19 protein-coding genes are annotated in these 21,770 nt (G+C 68.8%); 4 read left to right on the top strand and 15 right to left on the bottom strand.

The genetic code is table 11. The features are described from left to right. Nucleotides 1–49: 49 nt before the first annotated feature. Nucleotides 50–1,411, bottom strand: coding sequence for a Pup--protein ligase (gene pafA, locus AAW14_RS02415; RefSeq protein WP_019754142.1), 1,362 nt, complete (start codon nt 1,409–1,411; stop codon nt 50–52). 9 nt (nt 1,412–1,420) lie between these two features. After that, nucleotides 1,421–2,680: an MFS transporter gene (locus AAW14_RS02410; protein ID WP_265559316.1), complete on the bottom strand. Its 1,260-nt coding sequence runs from the start codon at nt 2,678–2,680 to the stop codon at nt 1,421–1,423. Nucleotides 2,681–2,839: 159 nt separating this feature from the next. Here AAW14_RS02410 and AAW14_RS02405 point away from each other — a divergent pair, with 159 nt between their 5' ends. Next, a complete protein-coding gene (locus tag AAW14_RS02405) occupies nt 2,840–3,856 on the top strand; it encodes a LacI family DNA-binding transcriptional regulator (RefSeq protein WP_265559314.1) in 1,017 nt (338 codons plus the stop codon). Between the two features lie 111 nt (nt 3,857–3,967). Here AAW14_RS02405 and prcA read toward each other — a convergent pair whose 3' ends face one another. From prcA to arc, 6 genes are all read right to left on the bottom strand, one after another. Then, nucleotides 3,968–4,732, bottom strand: coding sequence for a proteasome subunit alpha (gene prcA / locus AAW14_RS02400; RefSeq protein ID WP_265559312.1), 765 nt, complete (start codon nt 4,730–4,732; stop codon nt 3,968–3,970). A gap of 65 nt (nt 4,733–4,797) precedes the next feature. After that, nucleotides 4,798–5,643: a proteasome subunit beta gene (gene prcB / locus AAW14_RS02395; protein ID WP_265559310.1), complete on the bottom strand. Its 846-nt coding sequence runs from the start codon at nt 5,641–5,643 to the stop codon at nt 4,798–4,800. After that, nucleotides 5,595–6,023, bottom strand: a complete 429-nt coding sequence (locus AAW14_RS02390; protein WP_265559864.1) for an endonuclease VII domain-containing protein — start codon at nt 6,021–6,023, stop codon at nt 5,595–5,597. The genes prcB and AAW14_RS02390 overlap by 49 nt, the downstream gene beginning before the upstream one ends. Nucleotides 6,024–6,082: 59 nt before the next feature. Continuing rightward, complete coding sequence (locus AAW14_RS02385) at nt 6,083–6,301, bottom strand: ubiquitin-like protein Pup (protein WP_265559308.1); 219 nt, start codon at nt 6,299–6,301, stop codon at nt 6,083–6,085. Nucleotides 6,302–6,480: 179 nt separating this feature from the next. Further along, nucleotides 6,481–7,992: a depupylase/deamidase Dop gene (dop, locus tag AAW14_RS02380; RefSeq protein ID WP_416223239.1), complete on the bottom strand. Its 1,512-nt coding sequence runs from the start codon at nt 7,990–7,992 to the stop codon at nt 6,481–6,483. Between the two features lie 234 nt (nt 7,993–8,226). Beyond that, nucleotides 8,227–9,993 carry a proteasome ATPase gene (gene arc, locus AAW14_RS02375; protein WP_265559305.1) on the bottom strand — a complete coding sequence of 589 codons (1,767 nt, stop codon included), beginning with the start codon at nt 9,991–9,993 and terminating at the stop codon, nt 8,227–8,229. A gap of 245 nt (nt 9,994–10,238) precedes the next feature. Between arc and AAW14_RS02370 the strand changes: the two genes are divergently transcribed. Beyond that, complete coding sequence (locus AAW14_RS02370) at nt 10,239–10,541, top strand: ferredoxin (protein ID WP_265559303.1); 303 nt, start codon at nt 10,239–10,241, stop codon at nt 10,539–10,541. A gap of 114 nt (nt 10,542–10,655) precedes the next feature. Here AAW14_RS02370 and AAW14_RS02365 read toward each other — a convergent pair whose 3' ends face one another. From AAW14_RS02365 to AAW14_RS02355, 3 genes are all read right to left on the bottom strand, one after another. Continuing rightward, nucleotides 10,656–11,231 (bottom strand): hypothetical protein, encoded by a 576-nt coding sequence (locus tag AAW14_RS02365; protein ID WP_265559301.1) that lies wholly within the window; start codon nt 11,229–11,231, stop codon nt 10,656–10,658. A 217-nt stretch (nt 11,232–11,448) separates the two neighbouring features. After that, nucleotides 11,449–12,351 (bottom strand): tRNA (adenine-N1)-methyltransferase, encoded by a 903-nt coding sequence (locus AAW14_RS02360; protein WP_265559299.1) that lies wholly within the window; start codon nt 12,349–12,351, stop codon nt 11,449–11,451. Between the two features lie 77 nt (nt 12,352–12,428). Then, nucleotides 12,429–14,216, bottom strand: a complete 1,788-nt coding sequence (locus AAW14_RS02355) for a site-2 protease family protein (protein ID WP_265559297.1) — start codon at nt 14,214–14,216, stop codon at nt 12,429–12,431. A 213-nt stretch (nt 14,217–14,429) separates the two neighbouring features. Between AAW14_RS02355 and AAW14_RS02350 the strand changes: the two genes are divergently transcribed. Both AAW14_RS02350 and AAW14_RS02345 read left to right on the top strand, forming a co-directional pair. Beyond that, the gene (locus AAW14_RS02350; protein ID WP_265559295.1) at nt 14,430–15,350 is read left to right on the top strand and encodes a PD-(D/E)XK nuclease family protein; all 921 of its coding nucleotides are present in this window, start codon (nt 14,430–14,432) and stop codon (nt 15,348–15,350) included. 14 nt (nt 15,351–15,364) lie between these two features. Further along, complete coding sequence (locus AAW14_RS02345; protein WP_265559293.1) at nt 15,365–16,036, top strand: response regulator; 672 nt, start codon at nt 15,365–15,367, stop codon at nt 16,034–16,036. A gap of 109 nt (nt 16,037–16,145) precedes the next feature. On the opposite strand, the gene AAW14_RS02340 is transcribed toward AAW14_RS02345, so the two are convergent. From AAW14_RS02340 to AAW14_RS02325, 4 genes are all read right to left on the bottom strand, one after another. Further along, a complete protein-coding gene (locus AAW14_RS02340; protein WP_265559860.1) occupies nt 16,146–17,729 on the bottom strand; it encodes an ABC transporter substrate-binding protein in 1,584 nt (527 codons plus the stop codon). A 223-nt stretch (nt 17,730–17,952) separates the two neighbouring features. Then, complete coding sequence (locus AAW14_RS02335) at nt 17,953–19,557, bottom strand: ABC transporter substrate-binding protein (RefSeq protein ID WP_265559291.1); 1,605 nt, start codon at nt 19,555–19,557, stop codon at nt 17,953–17,955. A 421-nt stretch (nt 19,558–19,978) separates the two neighbouring features. After that, on the bottom strand, nt 19,979–20,680 hold the full coding sequence (locus AAW14_RS02330; protein WP_265559289.1) for an HAD family hydrolase: 702 nt from the start codon (nt 20,678–20,680) through the stop codon (nt 19,979–19,981). Between the two features lie 335 nt (nt 20,681–21,015). Next, nucleotides 21,016–21,770, bottom strand: a 755-nt coding sequence (locus AAW14_RS02325) for a vitamin B12 dependent-methionine synthase activation domain-containing protein (RefSeq protein ID WP_322741004.1), incomplete at its 5' end; no start/stop codon positions are given.

Below are 21,770 nucleotides of genomic sequence, written 5' to 3'. Positions count from 1 at the left end.
CGTACGGCGCCCGCGTTGCGTTCCTGCGATATGCAGGGAAACGCGTGACTCACATTCCCGCGATGAGCTTCTCCACCCGGTCGTCCACCGAACGGAACGGGTCCTTGCACAACACCGTCCGCTGGGCCTGGTCGTTGAGTTTGAGATGCACCCAGTCGACCGTGAAATCGCGGCGCTGCTCCTGGGCTCGCCGGATGAAGTCGCCGCGCAGCCGCGCCCGAGTGGTCTGCGGAGGCACCGACTTACCCTCGAAAATCTTCAAGTCGTTGCAGATCCGGGCGGCTTGGCCCTTCTTTTCCAGCAGGTAGTACAGGCCGCGGCGACGGTGGATGTCGTGGTACGCGAGGTCTATCTGCGCGACCCGCGGATGCGACATCGTCATGTTGTGCTTGGCGCGGTACCGCTCGATGAGCTTGTACTTCATCACCCAGTCGATTTCGGTACCGATCCGGTCCAGGTCCTCCGACTCGATCGCGTCCAGCGTGCGGCCCCACAGCTCCAGGACCTGCTCCACGGTGCCCGTGCGGATGCCACGGCGCTCGCAGAAGTCCACGGCCTTCTCGTAGTACTCCCGCTGCACCTCCAGCGCGGAGGCCTCCCGGCCGCTCGCCAGACGTACCTTGCGGCGGCCGGTGATGTCATGGCTGACCTCCCGGATCGCCCGGATCGGGTTCTCCAGGGTCAGGTCACGCATCACCGTGCCCGCCTCGATCATGCGCAGCACCAGATCCGTGGCGCCCACCTTGAGCAGCATGGTCGTCTCGGACATGTTCGAGTCGCCGACGATCACATGCAGACGGCGGTAGCGCTCGGCGTCCGCGTGCGGCTCGTCACGCGTGTTGATGATCGGCCGGGAGCGCGTGGTCGCCGAGCTGACGCCCTCCCAGATGTGCTCGGCCCGCTGACTCACGCAGTACACCGCACCCCGCGGGGTCTGCAGCACCTTGCCGGCACCGCACAGCAGCTGCCGCGTGACCAGGAACGGAATCAGAATGTCCGCGAGCCGCGAGAACTCCCCGTGACGCGCCACCAGATAGTTCTCGTGACAGCCGTAGGAGTTGCCCGCCGAGTCGGTGTTGTTCTTGAAGAGGTAGACGTCACCCGCGATTCCCTCCTCGTGCAGGCGACGTTCGGCATCGACGAGGAGCCCCTCGAGAATGCGCTCACCGGCCTTGTCGTGAGTGACCAGTTCGATCACATTGTCACACTCGGGTGTCGCGTATTCCGGGTGCGAGCCCACGTCGAGATAGAGGCGGGCACCGTTCCGCAGAAACACATTGCTGCTGCGGCCCCATGACACGACACGGCGGAAGAGGTACCGCGCCACCTCGTCAGGAGACAGGCGGCGCTGTCCCCTGAACGTGCACGTGACGCCGTACTCGTTCTCCAGCCCGAAAATGCGGCGGTCCATGACTGAACATTACGCCCGATCCCCTGAGCTGAAACGGGGTTCGACAGCACGGTTTCGATCATTTTCCGGTGAACCCGCAACCACCTCACCCCCAGCGGGAGCTGCGAGGACCCGCCCGGTGGCCACCAACACCAGCAGCGACACGGCCCCCGCGGCGCCCGGCACCGCGAATCCCCAGCGGGCACCACCCGCCTGCACGACCGGACCCGCCAGCCCCGTCCCCACCGACGCGCCCACCGTGAACGTCGTCACAAGCCAGGAGAACGCCTCGGTGACGGTACCGCTCGGCGCATGCCGGTCCACGATGATGAACGCGCATGCGATACAGGGCGCCAGGAAGACCCCCGCCAGCGCCGTGAGCAGCACCATCGCCACCACCCCCGGCATCAGCGTCAGCGGCAGGTAACACACCGCCAGAAGCCCCACGAGCGCACGCAGTCGCCGCTCCGGCGCACCGGACCACTGCCGCGCCCCGTACAGGGCTCCACCGACCAGCGCCCCGAGCCCCACCGCGGCCATCAGCCAGCCGTACGCCGCATCGCCGCCGTGCCCGTCGGCATACGACACCGCCGCAACCGTGATGGAGCCGAGCGCGATCCCCACGAACAGGAACGAGCCGAGCAGCGCCAGCAGCCCCGGCGAACGCAGCGCACCGAGCCAGTGCGCCTCCCGCGGCGCCGACCGCCACGCACGCGACGGTGTCGAGACGACCACCGACAGCGCCCCCAGCACACCGAGGGCATTCAGCACCACGAGCGCGGCCCCCGCCGACCACAGCGACACACACAAGGTCACCAGCAGCGGGCCGACGGTGAACATCACCTCCTGGGCGACCGCGTCCATGGCGTACGCCGTGTGGACCTGCTCCTCCCGGCGCAGCACGACCGGCCACAGGGCCCGCAGACCGCCCTCCAGGGGCGGCGTGAACAGCCCCGCGACGACCATGGCGGCATACGCCACCACGAGCGGTCCCAGGCCCGTCAGAGCGAACACCGTCATGGCGAGCGCGGAGACGACCGCCGCGGGCACCTGCACACGCGGCTGCCCGTACAGGTCGACGAGCCGCCCGAGCAGCGGCTGACCCACGGCGTTGGCGACCCCGTAGACCGCGGCGAGCGCCCCGGCCAGACTGTAGGTGCCGCCCTCGGCACGCACGAACATCACCACGGCGATCGCGGCGGTCGCGTTCGGCAGCCGGCCCACGAGCGTCCCGACGAGCAGGCGCGCGGCGTGCCTCGCCCTGAGGATCTCGAGGTACCCGGCGGCCATACCCACCCCTTCCCGTGCTTCTGCCGTGCCTGTCCGTGCGGCGACGGGCCGCGACGAAAGAAGTTTTACGTATAACTTCTCCTGCCATACGTACCATGTGCGCTGTCCGAGAGTCCAGACGAGAGAGCAGGCCCACGGTGGCACGAGAGCAGGTCCACGGTGGCACGAGCTAGCACGCGACCCACCAGCCGCGACGTCGCCCAGGCCGCCGGGGTCTCCCAGGCCGCGGTGTCACTCGTCCTCGGCGACAAATGGCGCGGACGCGTCTCCGAGACCACCGCCGAACGCGTCCGGCAGGCCGCACGCGAACTCGGTTACCGGCCCAACCTCGCCGCCCGCAACCTACGCCTCGGCCGCACCCGCACCGTCCTCCTCGTCGTCCCCGCACTGACCACCGAATTCTTCGCCGGCGTCTACACCGGCGCCGCCCGCGTCGCCGCCGAACACGGCTTCGGCGTCGTCCTGTACCCCTCGCCCGAAGGCGTCGGCCCCGCCCGAGACCCCTTTCACTCCGCGCAGGCAGCACTCGACGGCGTGATCGCCTCCTCCATGGCTGCCGACGCCCTCACCGCGATCCGGGGCGACCAACTCCCCCTCGTCATGCTCGACAGCGACCCCGAAGGCAGCCTCGGCGCCGCCACCGTCAACCTGGACATCGCCGACGGCGTACGACAGGTCGCCGAACACCTCCTCACCCTCGGCCACCGCCGCTTCCTCCACCTCGCCGCCGACGTCCCCTCCTGGACCTTCGAAATACGAGCCCGCGAACTGGCCGACCGCCTCGCCCAGGTGCCCGGCACCAGCCTGAGCACCACCCGTGCCCCCATCTCCATCGAGGACGCCCGCGCCGCCGCCGAAGCCGCCCTCGCCGCCCCGGAAGGCCTCTGCCCCACCGCCGTCGTCTGCGACGACGACAAACTCGCCGCCGGCGCCTACAAGGCAGCCCGCCGCCTCGGCCTCCGCATCCCCGACGACCTCTCCGTCACCGGCCTCGACGACCTCGCCCTCGCCACCGCCCTCGACCCCGAACTGACCACCGTCCGCCTGGACGCCGAACTCTTCGGCGAACGCGGCATGCGGGCCCTCCTCGCCGTTCTGGAAGGCGGCACCCCCGAACAGGGCGACATCCCCGTGGAACTCGTCGCACGAGGGTCCACGGCACCCCCACACTCCTGACCCACACACTCCTGACCGACAAACGCCGCGCGCCCCGGCCGTCGAAACGGCCGGGGCGCGCGACATGATGCGGACGAGGCGCCACACACCTCACCCGGGCAGAACGGACGATCACTCCTCGTCCTCCGAACCCTCCCCTTCGGCCTCCGCCTCCGCCTCCGCGGCCGAGGTCGCCCCGTCGGCCTGCAGCAGACGCGCCAGCTGACGGCCGACGATCCGCTTGAACTTGCGCTTCTGCGGACGCGTACGATCCAGCACCGCCACCTCCAGGCGCTCCGCGGGAATCTCCCGCTCACTGCCGTTGGTGTCACGCGACAGAGCCTGCACGGCCAGCTTGAGCGCCTCCGCCAGAGTCATCCCGTCGCGATGACGCTGATCCAGGAAGTTGCTGATCTGCTCGGCATTGCCGCCCACCGCGACCGAACCGTGCTCGTCCACGATCGAACCATCATGCGGCAGACGGTAGATCTGGTCGCCCTCCGGGGTCTCCCCCACCTCGGCCACCACCAGCTCCACCTCGTACGGCTTCTCGGCCGCACTCGAGAAGATCGTGCCCAGCGTCTGGGCGTACACATTGGCCAGACCACGGGCGGTCACATCGTCACGGTCGTACGTGTACCCACGCAGATCGGCATAGCGGACACCGCCGATCCGCAGATTCTCGTACTCGTTGTACTTACCGGCGGCCGCGAAACCGATCCGGTCATAGATCTCACTGAACTTGTGCAGCGCACGGGACGGGTTCTCACCGACGAACACGATGCCGTCGGCATACTGCATCACGACCAGGCTGCGGCCGCGCGCGATGCCCTTGCGGGCGTACTCCGCCCGGTCGGCCATGGCCTGCTGGGGGGAGACATAGAACGGCGTCGACACCGGTTATCCGTCCCTTTCAGTCGAAGTCACTCGATCACCTTGCCAAGAACCGGACACGCCCGCCGTCAGAGCAGAGCGGCCCTCGGGCCGTCCGGCTGCCGCAGACGGTGCTCCAGGACCGCGTGCGAGGTCTCGCCCGCCTCATCCTCGGTGAGCCTGCGGAAACCGTCCTCGGTGATCACCGTGACAATCGGATAGATCCGGCGGGCGGGATCGGGACCACCGGTCGCCGAGTCGTCGTCAGCCGCGTCGTACAGAGCCTGGACCACCAGCGTCGTCGCCTGCTCCTCGGTCAGGTCCTCACGGTAGAGCTTCTTCATCGAGCCGCGCGCGAAGATGGAGCCGGAACCCGTCGCCGCGTACCCGTGTTCCTCGGAGCGGCCGCCCGTCACGTCATAGGAGAAAATGCGGCCCTTGTCGCGGTCCACGTCATAACCGGCGAAGAGCGGAACCACGGCCAGGCCCTGCATGGCCATGCCGAGATTGGAACGGATCATGGTCGACAGGCGGTTCGCCTTGCCCTCCAGGGAGAGCTGCGCGCCCTCCACCTTCTCGAAGTGCTCCAGCTCCAGCTGGAACAGCTTCACCATCTCCACGGCGAGACCCGCCGTACCGGCGATGCCGACCGCCGAGTACTCGTCCGTCGGAAACACCTTCTCGATGTCCCGCTGCGCGATGACATTGCCCATCGTCGCCCGCCGGTCACCGGCGAGCACCACGCCGCCGGGGAACGTGGCGGCCACGATGGTCGTGCCGTGCGGGGCCTCGATCACGCCCTGGGTGGGGGGCAGCTGACGGTTGCCGGGCAGCAGCTGGGGCTGGTGCTCCGACAGGAAGTCCATGAAGGACGACGACCCAGGCGTCAGGAAGGCAGCTGGTAGACGCCCGGTGCTACGAGTGTTGGCTTCCACGCGTTTCCTTCCAGGTAGTCGGCAGCTCGGTGCGCAGCTGCGGGATCGTCCCTCAACAGGCCGAGGCCGGAATTGCAGTTGAAGCACAGTACGCCACGGACCCTACCCGTCTCATGGCAGTGATCCACATGCGTTGCCGGAGCTGACAGAGATATGCAGCAGACGCCCCCTCGGGAGGCGATCAACGCGTCGTGTTCGGCTTCGGTGATGCCGTACGGACGCTTCAGGCGGCCGACTCGGTTGTCGATGGCCCGACACGCCTGGCGTCGCGCGACCAGGCCGCCGGATGACGCACTCGTGCTTCGGCCCCGGTCAGAGTGCGGCTTTGTCGCGAAGACTGCGCGCGGCTTGACCTCGCCGCACCGCGCGCAGCACTTCACCTTCGGCGCGTCCACCACCCCTGAACCCCGTCCACCTTCGAATCGCAGGGAAGAGTGGCCTACTGTCCGCCCTTTTGAACGAAGGAGCGCACGAAGTCCTCGGCATTCTCCTCGAGCACATCATCGATTTCGTCGAGGACGGAGTCCACGTCGTCGCTCAGTTTCTCGTGCCGCTCCTTGAGGTCGCCCTGCGCCTGCGCGTCCTGCTCCTGCTCCTCGACCTCCTCCGTGGAGCGCGTGGCCTTCTGCTGTCCGCCGCCGGTGTCCTTGGTCGCCATAACCCTCACCCCGCTCAGTTCGCCCGACATGGTCGGCAATCGTGCCGATTGGTGATGATCAGACCCTACAAGCCGGGTCCGACATCGGCCCCGCAGTTACTCCAACGTACGGGGCGCACCTCGATGATTCCCGGCCGCCGGGTTTTCCACCCCGTCCGCCGGGACGGCCCTGTGCCCGCTCAGCCGCCGGACAGGACCCTGACCAGGTCCTCCGCCGTGCGGCAGCGGTCCAGGAGCTCCTTGACGTGATTACGCGTTCCGCGAAGCGGTTCCAGGGTTGGGACGCGCTGGAGCGAGTCGCGGCCGGGGAGGTCGAAGATGACCGAGTCCCAGGATGCGGCGGCGACGTCGTCGGCGTACTGCTCGAGGCAGCGGCCGCGGAAGTAGGCGCGTGTGTCCTCCGGCGGCTTGGTGCGGGCCCGCTCGACGTCGGTCTCGTCCAGGAGCCGCTTCATGCGTCCGCGGGCCACCAGACGGTTGTAGAGGCCCTTCTCGGCGCGTACGTCGGCGTACTGGAGGTCGACGAGGTGGAGCCGGGCGGCGTCCCAGTCGAGGCCGTCACGGCGCCGGTAGCCCTCCATGAGCTCTCGCTTGGCGACCCAGTCCAGTTCGCCGGCGAGGCTCATGGGGTCGTTCTCGAGGCGGTTGAGGGTGTCTTCCCAGCGGGACAGGACATCCTTCGTCTGTTCGTCGGCATCCGCCCCGTACCGTTCCTCCACGTATTTGCGTGACAGCTCGTAGTACTCCATCTGGAGCTGGACGGCGGTGAGTGTCCGGCCGCTGCGGAGGGTGACGAGTCGCTTGAGGGTGGGGTCGTGGGAGACCTGGTGGAGGGTGCGTACGGGCTGGTCGACGGCGAGGTCGACGGCGATGAAGCCGTCCTCGATCATGGAGAGGACGAGGGCGGTGGTGCCCAGCTTCAGGTAGGTCGAGATTTCGGACAGATTTGCGTCACCGATGATGACGTGCAGTCGCCGGTATTTCTCGGCGTCGGCGTGCGGCTCGTCCCGGGTGTTGATGATGGGGCGCTTGAGCGTCGTCTCGAGGCCCACTTCGACCTCGAAGTAGTCGGCGCGCTGGCTGAGCTGGAAGCCGTGTTCGTGCCCGTCCTGGCCGATGCCGACCCGGCCCGCTCCGGCGAAGACCTGGCGGGAGACGAAGAAGGGCGTGAGGTGGCGCACGATGTCCGAGAAGGGAGTCTCCCGCTTCATCAGGTAGTTCTCGTGCGTGCCGTAGGAGGCGCCCTTGTTGTCGGTGTTGTTCTTGTAGAGGTGGATCGGCTGGGCGCCGGGGAGCTGGGCGGCCCGTTCCGCGGCCTCGGCCATGATCCGCTCGCCGGCCTTGTCCCAGAGGACGGCGTCGCGCGGGTTGGTGACCTCGGGCGCGCTGTACTCGGGGTGTGCGTGGTCGACGTAGAGCCGCGCGCCGTTGGTGAGGATCACGTTGGCGAGTCCGATGTCCTCGTCGGTGAGCTGGCTGGCGTCGGCGGCCTCGCGGGCGAGGTCGAAGCCTCGCGCGTCGCGCAGCGGGTTCTCCTCCTCGAAGTCCCAGCGGGCCCGGCGGGCCCGGTGCATCGCCGCCGCGTAGGCGTTGACGATCTGGGACGAGGTGAGCATGGCATTGGCGTTGGGGTGGCCGGGGACGGAGATGCCGTACTCCGTCTCGATGCCCATTACTCGCCGTACGGTCATGCGGCCCTCCTTGCCCGGCGGCGCCCTCGGTCGGGGGCGGCGCTCAGATACCGCTGGTGCTCCGGTGCGCGTGCGGTGCCCGTCCCCGCACGGCGCGACGCGGCGGTACGAAAGAGCCTAGAACGCCTTTGCGCTGGTGGGGAGATCATTTGCGTCATTGCTGTGCTCCAGCCGTGGCCTGAAAAGCGGGCGGCTGCGGGTACCCGGTGAGGGCACCCGCAGCCGCCCCGCCTTTTACAGGTACTGACCGGTGTTCGCCACCGTGTCGATGGAGCGTCCGGTGTCTGCGCCCTGTTTTCCGGTGATGAGGGTGCGGATGTAGACGATCCGTTCACCCTTCTTTCCGGAGATCCTGGCCCAGTCGTCCGGGTTGGTGGTGTTGGGCAGGTCCTCGTTCTCCTTGAACTCGTCCACGCACGCCTGGAGGAGGTGGGAGACCCTGAGGCCCTTCTGGCTGTGTTCGAGAAAGTCCTTGATCGCCATCTTCTTGGCGCGGCCGACGATGTTTTCGATCATGGCGCCGGAGTTGAAGTCCTTGAAGTAGAGGACTTCCTTGTCGCCGTTGGCGTAGGTGACCTCGAGGAAGCGGTTCTCGTCGGATTCGGCGTACATCTGTTCCACGGCGGTCTGGATCATGCCGTGGACGGTTGCCGACTTGTCGCCTCCGTGCTCGCTGACGTCGTCGCCGTGCAGCGGGAGCCTTTCCGTGAGGTACTTGCCGAAGATGTCCTTGGCCGCTTCGGCGTCCGGACGTTCGATCTTGATCTTCACGTCGAGGCGGCCGGGCCGCAGGATCGCGGGGTCGATCATGTCCTCGCGGTTGGAGGCGCCGATGACCACGACGTTCTGCAGGCCTTCCACGCCGTCGATCTCGGCGAGCAGCTGGGGGACGATGGTGTTCTCCACGTCCGAACTGACGCCGGAGCCGCGGGTGCGGAAGAGGGATTCCATCTCGTCGAAGAAGACGATGACGGGGGTGCCCTCGCTGGCCTTCTCACGGGCGCGCTGGAAGACGAGGCGGATCTGCCGCTCGGTCTCGCCGACGTACTTGTTCAGCAGCTCGGGGCCCTTGATGTTGAGGAAGAAACTCTTGCCCGCGGCCTGGCCGGTGACTTCGGCGACCTTCTTGGCCAGGGAGTTGGCCACGGCCTTGGCGATGAGCGTCTTTCCGCATCCGGGGGGCCCGTACAGCAGGACGCCCTTGGGCGGCCGCAGTTCGTGCTCCTTGAACAGGTCGGGGTAGAGGTACGGGAGCTCGACCGCGTCGCGGATGGCTTCGATCTGGTTACCGAGGCCGCCGATCTGGTCGTAGCCGATGTCGGGTACCTCTTCGAGGACGAGTTCCTCGACTTCGCTCTTCGGTACGACTTCGTAGACGTAGCCGGAGCGGGGCTCGAGCAGGAGGGCGTCGCCGGGGCGGATGGTGACGTCCAGCAGCGGCTCGGCGAGCCGTACCACCCGTTCCTCGTCGGTGTGCCCGAGCACGAGGGCGCGCTCGCCGTCCTCGAGGACTTCCTTGAGGGTGACGATGTCCCCGACCCGCTCGAATTCCATGGCCTCGACCACGTTGAGCGCCTCGTTGAGCATCACTTCCTGGCCGCGGCGGAGCTCGTCGAGTTCCACGCTGGGGCTGACGTTCACCCGGAGTTTGCGGCCTCCGGTGAAGATGTCGGCCGTGCCGTCCTCGTTCGCCTGCAGGAAGACACCGAAGCCGGCTGGTGGCTGTGCGAGCCGGTCGACCTCTTCCTTGAGGGCCACGATCTGGTCGCGGGCCTCACGGAGCGTGTTGGCGAGCCGCTCGTTCTGCGCGGATACGCCGGCCAGGTTGGTCTGCAGCTCGACGATCCGCTCTTCGAGAATCCTCGTGTGTCGCGGAGAGTCGGCGAGCTTGCGTCGCAGGACGGCGATCTCCTGCTCAAGGTAGGCGATCTGCCCGGCCGGGTCTTCGGACCCTCGTCCCGGGCGGATGCCGCGGTTCATGTCGTCGTCGTGGGCTGCCACGGTCCTCACCTCCTCCAAGGGGAGCTGGACGCTTCCAGACCCTACCTGGGTGGGTGTCGATTGAAACCCCTAGATCACAAAGACTGTCGAGGTGTGTCCGATCTTCACCCTTGCGCTCTCCCTCACGCCAGGGGAATACCCACCGAACATGATTGGAAAGCGGCCGAAGGTAGGGTCGGGGTGTTCAACACCCGTCAGAGCTGGCCGGATTCCCGGGCCGCTCTGCGCAGCGATCGGCAGGGGAGATGACCGTGCAGCAGGCCGGAGTCGGCGGCGAGGCGCTGGAGGTCTGGATCGACCAGGATCTGTGTACCGGCGACGGCATCTGTGCCCAGTACGCGCCTGAGATCTTCGAGCTGGACATCGACGGTCTGGCCTATGTGAAGGGGCCGGACGAGGAGCTTTTGCAGGCCAGTGGGGCGGCAACGCCCGTACCGCTGCCGCTTCTCACGGATGTGGTGGACTCGGCGCGGGAGTGTCCGGGTGAGTGCATCCACGTACGTCGCGTTTCGGACAGGGTGGAGGTCTACGGGCCGGACGCGGAGTGATCGTACGACCACTGCAGGTCATGTGCTGTCTGGTTTCTCACATCGGGGTTGCGCCCTGAGGCGGTGCGTCCACGGACTGGTGGTGCGCCCGGGGGCGGGTGTGGAAGCGTGGGGTCACATGGTCTGTGCGCCGGAGGGTGTGGAGCGGATGAACGCGCCCCCCTTCCACTGCCATTTGACGGCGCTCTTCACGTCCGGGCAGCAACTGGGTACGTCGGCCGAGGAGTAGCCGAGCAGCGTGGCGGTGACGGAGGCGTCGCGGACGGTGAAGTCGGTGACGGTGAGGCGGTCCTTGGGGTTGACGAGGGTGGCGACGACGCGGGGCCGGGGGGCGTCGGCGGTCCGGGTGAGGACGTAGACCCCGTCGGGTGGGGTGCCCATGCTCGCGTCGCAGTGGACGACGGCGACGGTCTCGGGCCGGCCGTCGCCGTCGAGGTCGCCGGTGGCCTGTTTCACGATGAGGATCTTGGTGGGGCCGCAGTCGAGGGGGAAGTCGGCCTTGGCCGGGTCGGGGGGTGCCGGGGCTGCGGGGGCCGACTTCGTCTCGGCCTGGGGCTGGGCCGCCGTCGCGGAGGCGGGGTGCAGCACGGAGGCCAGGGCGATGGCGCCGGAGACGGCGGTGGCCGTGGCGACCCAGTGGATGGGCCGGGGGGTGGTGTGAGCGAGTTCCGGGGCGGCGGGGTGCTGCACGCGAGAAGTGTCTCCTGTGAGAGCTGTGCCGGTGGCGGTGTCCCGCATCGTGCCACACGTCACAGTGCAGGGGAACGGCGGGTGCGTACTTCTGGCGGCGCGTCAGGGTCCGGTGGGGGGACGGTGTGCCAACGCATGAGCGCCGTGGCCCAGTTCCCGGAATGTCTCCGGGAACTGGGCCACGGCGCTCATGCGTTGGCGGGGGCGCGGGGCGGCGTCAGCGGCCGGCGCCTCCGTCGGGGTTGGGGCCGGCGTAGTCCTCGCCGTAGGCGCCCTTGGCGGGGCGGCGGCGGCGCATGGGCGGCTCGACTCCGTCGGCGAGGCGGCGGGCGGTGAGGAGGAAGCCCGTATGGCCGATCATCCGGTGGTCGGGGCGGACGGCGAGGCCTTCGATGTGCCAGTTGCGGATCATCGTCTCCCAGGCGGTCGGCTCGTTGAAGCAGCCGATCTCGCGGATGGACTCGACGGTCCGGGCGAGCTGGGTGGTGGTGGCCACGTAGCAGCAGAGGATGCCGCCGGGGACGAGTGCCTTGGAGACGGCTTCGAGGCATTCCCAGGGGGCGAGCATGTCGAGGATGACGCGGTCGACGTCGGTGTCGCTCAGGTTGTCCTGGAGGTCGCCGACGGTGAGTTGCCAGGCGGGGTGGGGGCCGCCGAAGTAGCGTTCCACGTTCTGCTGGGCGATCTCGGCGAAGTCGGCGCGGCGTTCGTAGCTGTGGAGCATGCCCTGGTCGCCGATGGCGCGCAGCAGGAAGCTGCTGAGCGAGCCTGAGCCGACGCCGGCCTCCACGACGCGTGCGCCGGGGAAGATGTCGGCGAAGGCGAGGATCTGCCCCGCGTCCTTGGGGTAGACGACGGCTGCCCCGCGGGGCATGGACAGGACGTAGTCGGGGAGCAGGGGGCGCAACGCGAGGTAGGCGACGTTCCCGGTGGTGCGGACAACGCTGCCCTCGGGTGCGCCGATCAGTTCGTCGTGGGGGAAGGAACCCTTGTGGGTGTGGAAATTCTTCCCCGCTTCGAGCGTGAACGTGTAGTGGCGGCCCTTGGGATCGGTCAGCTGTACCTGGTCCCCGACCTTGAAGGGCCCGCGACGGCGGGCGGCACCGGTCGGTTCGGACATGTGACCAGCCTACCGGTCGCCGGAGGGGCCGCCGACCACGTGCCCGGGGCGTGGGCCCGGCCGGGGCGGCCCGTGGTTCAGCTGGGGCGGGCCATGGCCTTCACGAAGGCCCGTTCCACGTCCGCGGCGGACAGGACTCCGTAGATCTCGCCGGTTTCCTCCACGACGAGGTACTCGGTCGCCGGGGTGGCGCGCAGGACGTCGAGGAGGTCCTCGCCGGCGAGTTCCGCGGAGACGCGCATGCCGTCGGTGAGTTCCTGGGCGAGGCCGCTGACGGCGACCCAGGGACGGCGGTGTTCCGGTACGCCGACGATGGCCGCCTCACGGACGAGGGAGAGGGGTTCGCCGTGGGGGTCGACGACGACGAGGGCGCGGGCGCCGGCGTCGTTGGCGCGGCGGAGGGCTTCGGAGAGCGGGGTGTCGGTCTCGACGGGGACCGCGCGGCGGGTGAGGGTGCGGGCGCGCAGTTCGGGGAGGTGTTCGCGCAGGCGGGCCATGCGCAGGCTGTTGCCGGCGCCGGTCCAGATGATCGCGGCGAGGATGGCGGCCAGCAGGGCGTCGGTGACGGTGTCCACGCCGACGCTGTCCTCGGCGGTGGCGCCGAGTGCGCCGGACTGGGTGAGCAGGGGGAGGCCGATCAGGACGCTGACGGCGAGGGCGCGGCCGACCCAGGCTGCTGCGACGGTGCCGCTCATCGGCCTGCCGGTGATCTTCCAGACGACGGCGCGGAGCATACGCCCGCCGTCGAGGGGCAGGCCGGGGAGCAGGTTGAAGGCGGCCACGATGAGGTTGGAGATCATCAGGCCGGCCAGCAGGACTCCGGTGACGGTACCGGGTTCCACGGGCTGGAGGGCGAGGTAGAAGACGCCGGCAAGGACGAGGGAGAGCAGGGGGCCGACGAAGGCGAGGAGGAACTCCCGGCCGGGGGTTTCGGCCTCCTTCTCGATTTCGGACACGCCGCCGAAGAACTGGAGCTGGATGCGGCGCACCGGCAGCTGGTAGCGGAGGGCGACGACGGTGTGGGCGAGCTCGTGGATGAGGACGGAGGCGTAGAAGGCGACGGCGAAGAAGAGGGAGACGAGGTAGCGGGTGAGGCCGAGTCCGGGCAGTACGCGGTCGAGCTGGCCGCCGAACACCCAGGTGATCAGAGCGGCGACGAGGAACCAGCTGGGGGCGACGTAGACGGGAACCCCGAAGGGGCGCCCCATGAGGATCCCGCCGCCGGGCTCTCTGGGCCGCTGCGGGGGCCTTCCCCGGACACCGGCACGGGCGTGGGCATGGCTGCGCTCCGGGGCGGTGACGGCGGGCCGGCCGGCCGGCGGGGTGTCGGCGGGGTCGTGGGGTGACGCACTCGGCGGCTGCTCGCCGCCGACCGTCCGCTCTCCAGGGGAAGTTCGCTCTCCGGGGGGCGTTCGCTCTCCGGGGGGCGTTCGCTCTCCGGGGGGCGTTCGCTCTCCGGGGGGCGTTCGCTCTCCGGGGGGCGTTCGTTTCCCGGGAGCCGTTCGCTCTCCAGCGGCCGTTCGCTCCTCGGGGGCCGTCTGCTTCCCGGGAGCCGTCGTGGGCTTGTCGTTCTCGGGGGAGGCCGCCGACCCCTGCGCCTTCTCTGCCGCGTCGCGCGGCGGCACGGAGTCCGCGGGCTCCGCGTGGGGCGCTGCGGATTCCTTCTCCTCCGCGCGGGGTACCAACGGGCGGTCCGCTTCCTCACCCGGCTCGTCGGGAGGCGTCACGGTGCCCTCCGGCTCCGTCGCGTGGGGCGTGGTAGGGGTCCGGTTCCGATCGGGTCGTGCCTCGGGGGCCTTCGTTTCGCGGTCGGTCGCCCCGTCGTTGCCGGAGCGCGGCTGTCCGCTCCCGCCGCTCTCGTCCACGATGTCCCCTCGTTCGAAGCGTCTGCCGGGGCCCGGTCGTGCCGGGTGGCAGGGTCTGGAGTCGATGGTATGCGGCCGTCGCGTCGTGTTCCGCCCCGGCACCCCCTCCGTTCTCCCGTCCGTTCGCCCCTCCGTCGCCCGGCACACCGCCGCACCGCGGGGGCCGGGCCGCGACTGGGTCACTGTCAGTGTCGGGCCGTATGGTCTGTGGTCATGGAAACCAGCTCCGACGGTGCCGCCGTGCCGTCCGCCGTGGCCGCCGCGCCTCCGGAGTCGCTGTCGCCCTCGCGCGCCGGTGACTTCATGCAGTGCCCGCTGCTGTACCGCTTCCGGGTGATCGACAAGCTGCCGGAGAAGCCGAGTGAGGCGGCGACCCGGGGCACGCTGGTGCATGCGGTGCTGGAGCGGCTCTTCGACGTGCCCGCGGTGGAGCGGACCGCGCCCCGGGCCAAGTCCCTCATCCCCGGCCAGTGGGACCGGCTGCGGGAGAGCAGACCTGAGATCGTGGAGCTGTTCGCGGACGATCCGGACGGTGAGCGGCTGGCGCGCTGGCTCGGTGAGGCGGAGCAGCTCGTCGAGCGCTGGTTCACCCTGGAGGACCCGGCCCGCCTGGAGCCCGCCGAGCGGGAGCTGTTCGTGGAGGCGGTGCTGGAGTCGGGGCTGAAGCTGCGCGGGATCATCGACCGGGTCGATGTGGCGCCCACGGGCGAGGTGCGGATCGTCGACTACAAGACGGGCAGGGCACCCCGGCCGGAGTACGCCGAGGGCGCACTGTTCCAGATGAAGTTCTACGCCCTGGTGGTGTGGCGGCTGAAGGGGGTCGTCCCGCGGCGGCTCCAGCTCGTGTATCTCGGCAGCGGCGATGTGCTGACGTACGACCCGGTGCTCGCCGATCTCGAGCGCGTCGAGCGGAAGTTGCTGGCGCTGTGGGAGGCGATCCGGCTGGCGACCGAGACGGGCGACTGGCGGCCGCGCCCCACCAAGCTGTGCGGCTGGTGCGACCACCGGGCGGTCTGTCCGGAATTCGGCGGCACTCCCCCGCCGTATCCGCTGCCGGTTCGATCGGGCGGGCCGGTGCCGGTCAGGGCGCCCGAATCGGGCGGCGACGAGCAGGGCAGAATGGGGCCGGACTAGCGAAGGAGACTTACGTGGCCATCCGCGTCCTACTGGTCGACGACCAGCCGCTGCTGCGCACGGGCTTCCGGATGATCCTGGAGGCGGAGCAGGACATCGCGGTCGTCGGCGAGGCCGGAGACGGCCTCCAGGCACTGGACCAGGTGCGTGCCCTGCAGCCCGATGTGGTTCTGATGGACATCCGTATGCCCCGGATGGACGGCGTGGAGGCGACCCGGCAGATCACGGGGCCCGGCCGGGACGGTCCGGCCAAGGTGCTCGTGCTGACCACCTTCGACCTCGACGAGTATGTGGTGGAGGCACTGCGCGCCGGTGCCAGCGGCTTCCTCCTCAAGGACGCTCCGGCGAACGAGCTGGTGCAGGCGATCCGGGTGGTCGCGGGGGGCGAGGCGATGCTCGCTCCGAGCATCACGCGCCGACTGCTCGACAAGTACGCGGGGCACCTGCCGTCCGGGGAGGAGCCGGTTCCGGACACGCTGAACACGCTCACCGAACGTGAGGTGGAGGTGCTGAAGCTGGTGGCGCGCGGGCTGTCCAACGCCGAGATCGCCGCCGATCTGTTCGTCAGCGAGACCACGGTCAAGACGCACGTCGGTCATGTCCTGACGAAGCTGCGGCTGCGGGACCGGGTGCAGGCGGCGGTGTACGCATACGAGAGCGGGCTGGTGCGCCCGGGCGCGCAGTAGCCCTTGCGACCCGCAGGAACTCCTGCGCCCCGCAGCGACTGCCGCGACCCCTGGTGCACGGAAGGCTCCCCCTTCTCCGAGGGGGAGCCTTCCGTGCGTACGGCCCTGGTCAGTCCTTGGTGATCTCCCAGAACCGGAACACCGTCGAGGCGTCGAGGCAGTACTCGAGCCCGTAGACGTTGTCCCGGCGCAGCGCGTACTGCTTGGCCTGCCAGACCGGGATCATCGGCACGTCCTGGGCGACGATGTCCTGGAGCTTGCCGTACTCCTTGTCGGTCGAGGAGCGGTCGCTCTCGGCGGCCGTCTTCGGGATGAGTTCGCCCGTGATCGTGCTGTTGATGTAGTGGTTGTCCAGCACGTTGCCCTTGCCGAAGAACGGGGCGGTGAAGTTGTCGGGGTCCGGGTAGTCGGGGACCCAGCCCTTCACGTACACGCCGTACTTGCCCGCCGCGATGTCCTTCTCGTACTGGTCGAAGGCGACGGACTTGACGCCGGCGTCGAACAGCCCGCTGTCATTGAGCTGCTGGGCGATCGCCTTGAACTCCTCGTCGGTGGCGGGTCCGTAGCGCGAAGGGGTGGACCACAGGGTCAGCTTCACCTTGCCGGTGATGCCGTCGGCGCGCAGCGCGGCCGCCGCCTTGATCCTGGAGGGGCGGGCGCCGTAGGTGTCGAAGAAGGCGGTGTCGTGGGCGGTGATGCCTGCCGGGATGATCGAGTACAGCGGAGTCGCCGTGTTCTCGTACACCTTGTTGACCAGGGCGTCACGGTCGAGGAGGTAGGCGATGGCCTTGCGGACTCCGAGCTTGCCCGTGACGGGGTCGGCCATGTTGAAGACCAGGTGCTGTACTTCGGCGCTGGAGCCCTCGACGACCTCGATGCCCTTGCCGGTGGAGGCGTTGTTGTCGATGTCGGCGATGTCGGCGGCGGCGAGACCGCGGTAGGCCAGGTCGACCTGGTGATTGAGGAGGGCGTTCTTCAGGGCGGACTGGTCGCCGTGGAAGAGCTTCAGGGTGACGCCGGAGTTGCGTACCTTGGCGGTGCCCTGGTAGTTGGGGTTGACGGAGAAGACGGCCTGGTCCTTGGTGAAGGAGTCCAGCTTGTAGGGGCCGGAGCCGACCGCCTGGCCGTCCTTGCGCAACGCGTCTTCCGGGTAGGCCTTGTGGTCGACGATCGAGCCGGCGCCGGAGGCTATCTTGCTGGGGAAGGTGGCATCGGCGTACTTCAGCCTGAAGACGACGGTCTTCGCGTCGGGTGTCTCGACCGAGCCCAGCATGGGGAACATGATCGCGGGGCCGGCCGAGTCGTTGATCTTCAGCATGCGGTCGAAGGAGAACTTGACGTCCTTCGAAGTGAGCGGGTCACCGTTGCTGAACTTCAGTCCGTCCTTGAGGGTGCACGCGTACGCCATCGTCTGCGTGTCCGTGAACTTGCACTCCCTGGCGGCTTCCGGCGCGGGTTCCGTACCGCCCTTGGGGAAGCTCAGCAGGGTTTGGAAGACGTTGTCGAACAGCAGCCACGATCCCGGGTCGTAGCCGGAGGCGGGGTCGGTGGCCAGGACGTCGTCGGACATCCCCATCACCACGGAGGAGCCGGTGCCCGAGGAGTCGCCCGTCGGGCCGCCGCATCCGGTGAGCAGGCCTGCGGCCAGCCCCGTCGCGACGGACAGGACCGGCCACTGGGTGCGCATGTTCACGTGCATGTGCCTTGTCTTCGGTTCTCGTTGGCCCCGGACTCCGCGTGCCCGGGGCGTGCGGGAGCCTCCGGATCCTACCGCGAACGCGGCCAAGGCCCCCGGGCCGGGTGCCCGGGGGCCTCGCGGTGGCCGTTCGAGACCTGCGCGGTGGCCGTTCAGAACCTCGTGGGACCTGCGGAGTGGCCCTTCAGAACCTTGTGGGACAGACCTGCGCGGTGGCCGGTCAGCCGCCCACGCCGCGGCCCAGCTCCCACAGCTGGAGCGTGGAGGAGGAGTTCATGGCGTACTCGCTGCCCGTGATGTCGTCGCGGGTGGCGACGTACTGCTTGCCCTGCCACAGCGGGAGGATCGGCACATCCTCGGCGACTATGTCCTGAATGTCGGTGAGGCTCTTGGACGCGGTGAGGCGGTCGGCCTGCCGACGGGACTGCGGGATCAGGGCGTTGCGGATCTCGGCGTTGGTGTACGGCGAGCCGAGGGTGTTGTCCGTGTCGAGGAACGGCGCGAGGTAGTTGTCGGCGTCCGGGAAGTCGGGGAACCAGCCCATCCCGTAGACGTCGTACTGTCCCTTCTTCTCCGCCGGGCGGAACTTGTCCCAGGGGGAGCCCTCGACGCTGACGTCGAACAGCCCGCTGTCGTTGAGCTGCTGCTTGAGCACCTCGAACTCCTTGGCGGTGGCCGAGCCGTAGTGGTCGGTCGTGTAGTGCAGCGTCAGCTTCACCGGGGTGGTGATGTTCGCCTTGGAGAGCAGCGCCCGGGCCTTGGACAGGCTGGGGTCGCCGTACTTGTTGAAGAACGAGTTGGAGTGGCCGGTGATGGTGGCCGGGACGAGCGAGTACAGCGGCTGGGCCTGGGTGCCGTACACCTTGGCGACCAGTGCGGCGCGGTCGATGAGCTGGGCCATGGCCTGGCGGACGGCCTTGGTCTTCACCGTCGGGGCGTCGGTGTTGAAGGCCAGGTAGCGGATCTCGAGGCCCGGCATCTCCACCAGGTTGACGTTGCTGTTGGTCTTGTTCTGGAGCTGGCGGATCTGGTCCGGCGCCATCGTGCGGGTCATGACGTCGATGTCGCCCTTGTCGAGCGCGGCGCTCATGGCGTTGGAGTCCGCGAACGACTCCAGCTGCACCTGGTCGTTCTTCGGCGTCAGCAGCCCCTTGTAGTTGGGGTTCTTGGCGAAGGTGGCCTTGACCAGCTCGTTGTTCTTGACCTCGGCCTGCATCGTGTACGGGCCGGAGCCGTCGACCTGGAAGCCGTCGCGGAGCTTGCCCTTCTCGTAGTCCTTGGGGTTGATGATGCCGGCGACCGGCGTCGACAGCTTGAAGGGGAAGGTGGCATCGGCGGTCTTGAGGTGGAAGATGACTTCGTTGTCACCCTGCGTCTCGACGGTGTCGACGGTGGAGAGCAGGGCGAAGACACCGCTGTCGGCCTTGAGGGCACGCGCACGGTCGATGGAGTACTTCACATCGGCCGCGGTCACCGGGTCCCCGTTGGAGAACTTCAGGTCCTTGCGCAGCTTGCAGGCGTAGCGCTCGTTGCCGGTGTCGGTGAAGCCGCAGCTCTCGGCGGCCTCGGGCTCGGGCGTGCCGTCGCCGCGGGGCTGGACCATCAGCGTCTGCACGGTCTGCCGCAGGATGTTCCAGGAGCCCACGTCGTACGCGTACGCCGGGTCGAGCGGCGCGGGGGCGTCACCGGAGGCGGTGAACCGGTCGGTTGTGCCGACGACGATGGCGTTACCACTCTTGCCCCCAGTGGTGGACCCTCCGCAGGCAGCGAGGACAGGGGTGAGCAGACCGGCGACGGCCGGCAGCACCAAAGTCTTGCGGTTCATGCTCGAGTTTCTCCAGAGCTGTTGGGTCCGTGTATCCGGCATGCAAGGGTGGTGCGGCGGATCACGGGGGTGGGGTGATGTTCTCGCGATGAGATTAGTCCGCGCCCACAGGAGCGCTGACAACAACCGGAGTTGAGTTCCCATCACGCTGCGAAACCAGCTGTGGACGCACCGAAAGACCGGTCGGGGGAAGGATTAGTGCAGTGTCTCACCAATCGGGACACAAGGGCGCGCAGAGGCCACCCGAATGGGGTGGAACAGCACACGCCGGGCCCCTTGTCGACCCCCATGCCGGTGGCGAACGTCACACTCTCAACTCGGGCAGAAGCTACCGGAATTCATCGGGCCGACTTGGTATTTATTTATTCGTTCGAACGGCTCGCGGTATTCCGCCCATTCGAACTGCACGCTCGGTGAACGTCTACCGCATTTCCGTCATCAATCGCTGCAGAAATGGCAGGTCGACCTCTTCGAGTGAGGTCACGACGGTGCGGCCCGCGGCAGGTGCGATCGGGGCGACGGAGGGGACGGCGACCACCCGGCAGCCCGCGGCCTCGGCGGCCGCGACGCCGGTCGCCGTGTCCTCGATGACCGCGCACCGGGTGGGATCCGCGTCCAGGCCCCCTGCCGCCAGCAGATACGGGTCCGGGAACGGCTTGGTGCGCTCGACCTCGTCGCCCGCGACGGTCAGCGCGAAGTAATTGGGCCCTACCGAGGCCAGGATGCGGTCGATGATGCGCCGGTGCGACGCGGAGACGAGGGCGGTGGGAATCTCGTGTGCCGCCAGCTCGGCCAACAGCCGGGCGGCTCCCGGCATCAGGGGGAGTCTTCGGTCGATACGGTCCTCGAACCCGTCGTTGAGCAGCACGGTGAGCTCGTCGAGGGTGATGTCGGCGCCGGTGGCCTCGATCAGGAAGCCCGCACTGCGCGTCATGGGGCCGCCGACCACCACATGGCGCCACGACTCGTCGAGCGTGTGGCCGAGGCCGGCGAAGACGTCCACCTCGACGTCCCACCAGAAACCCTCGGTGTCCACGAGGGTGCCGTCCATGTCCAGGAGCACGGCCTGCAGGGCGGAGCCTTCGGCCGTACGGGTTCCGAGCGCGGGGACCGTCGTGGTCATCCGGCGTACCTCCTTCTGGGGACGACCAGGCCGGTTCCCACGGAGGGAACCGGCCTGCGGTGGACCGACCAGTGTACGACGCTCGCGGACGAAGTGCCTCTCGATACGCAGGTGCCCCGTGCCGCGGGCGCACGGGCCGAGTCGGGACGGCGTATGGGGAGGGGTCCGGGTGCGAGCGAACCAGGACGCCGCCTCCGGGCCGGGCGTACCGGGGCACGCCCCCGCACGGCCGGGTCGTGTGCCCGTACGGCCGTGTCGCGGACCAGCATCCCCGGCGCCCGCGGCCCGGCACCTCGGGTGCGGGCGCGGCCGCCGACGTAGGTCGTGACGGTGCGCTAGCGGGCGTTGAAGTACTTGGCCTCGGGGTGGTGGATCACGATGGCGTCGGTGGACTGCTCCGGGTGGAGCTGGAACTCCTCGGAGAGGTGGACGCCGATCCGCTCCGGCTCGAGCAGGCGGGCGATCTTGGCGCGGTCCTCCAGGTCGGGACAGGCGCCGTAGCCGAGCGAGAAGCGGGCGCCGCGGTACTTCAGGGCGAACATGTCTTCGATGTCGGCCGGGTCCTCACCGGCGAAGCCCAGCTCCGAGCGGACGCGCGCGTGCCAGTACTCGGCGAGCGCCTCCGCCAGTTGCACGGACAGGCCGTGCAGTTCGAGGTAGTCGCGGTAGGAGTTCGACTCGAAGAGGCGCCCGGTCTCCTCGCCGATCCGGGAACCGACGGTGACGACCTGGAAGCCGACGACGTCCGTCTCGCCCGACTCCTCGGGGCGGAAGAAGTCGGCCAGGCACAGCCGGCGGCCCCGGCGCTGGCGCGGGAAGGTGAACCGGGTGCGCTCGTTGCCCTGTTCGTCCAGGATGATCATGTCGTCGTCCTTGGACACGCAGGGGAAGTAGCCGTAGACGACGGCCGCTTCGAGGAGGTTGTCGGTCTGGAGCCTGTCGAGCAGGCCGCGCAGCCGGGGCCGGCCCTCGGTGTCGACCAGTTCCTCGTAGGTCGGTCCCTCGCCCGTGCGCGCCTGCTTGAGGCCCCACTGGCCCTTGAACAGTGCGCCCTCGTCCAGCCAGGAGGCGTACTCCTTGAGCGGGATAC

This window comes from Streptomyces hygroscopicus, assembly GCF_026168105.1.
Lineage (GTDB): Bacteria > Actinomycetota > Actinomycetes > Streptomycetales > Streptomycetaceae > Streptomyces > Streptomyces hygroscopicus_D.
This window is presented reverse-complemented; position numbering and strand designations above follow the sequence as displayed.

Coding starts and splice junctions, on each gene's coding strand:
- pafA (WP_019754142.1), bottom strand. CDS start 1,411: ATGGACCGCCGCATTTTCGGGCTGGAGAACGAGTACGGCGTCACGTGC.
- AAW14_RS02410 (WP_265559316.1), bottom strand. CDS start 2,680: ATGGCCGCCGGGTACCTCGAGATCCTCAGGGCGAGGCACGCCGCGCGC.
- AAW14_RS02385 (WP_265559308.1), bottom strand. CDS start 6,301: ATGGCGACCAAGGACACCGGCGGCGGACAGCAGAAGGCCACGCGCTCC.
- dop (WP_416223239.1), bottom strand. CDS start 7,992: ATGACCGTACGGCGAGTAATGGGCATCGAGACGGAGTACGGCATCTCC.
- AAW14_RS02370 (WP_265559303.1), top strand. CDS start 10,239: ATGACCGTGCAGCAGGCCGGAGTCGGCGGCGAGGCGCTGGAGGTCTGG.
- AAW14_RS02360 (WP_265559299.1), bottom strand. CDS start 12,351: ATGTCCGAACCGACCGGTGCCGCCCGCCGTCGCGGGCCCTTCAAGGTC.
- AAW14_RS02350 (WP_265559295.1), top strand. CDS start 14,430: ATGGAAACCAGCTCCGACGGTGCCGCCGTGCCGTCCGCCGTGGCCGCC.
- AAW14_RS02335 (WP_265559291.1), bottom strand. CDS start 19,557: ATGAACCGCAAGACTTTGGTGCTGCCGGCCGTCGCCGGTCTGCTCACC.
- AAW14_RS02330 (WP_265559289.1), bottom strand. CDS start 20,680: ATGACCACGACGGTCCCCGCGCTCGGAACCCGTACGGCCGAAGGCTCC.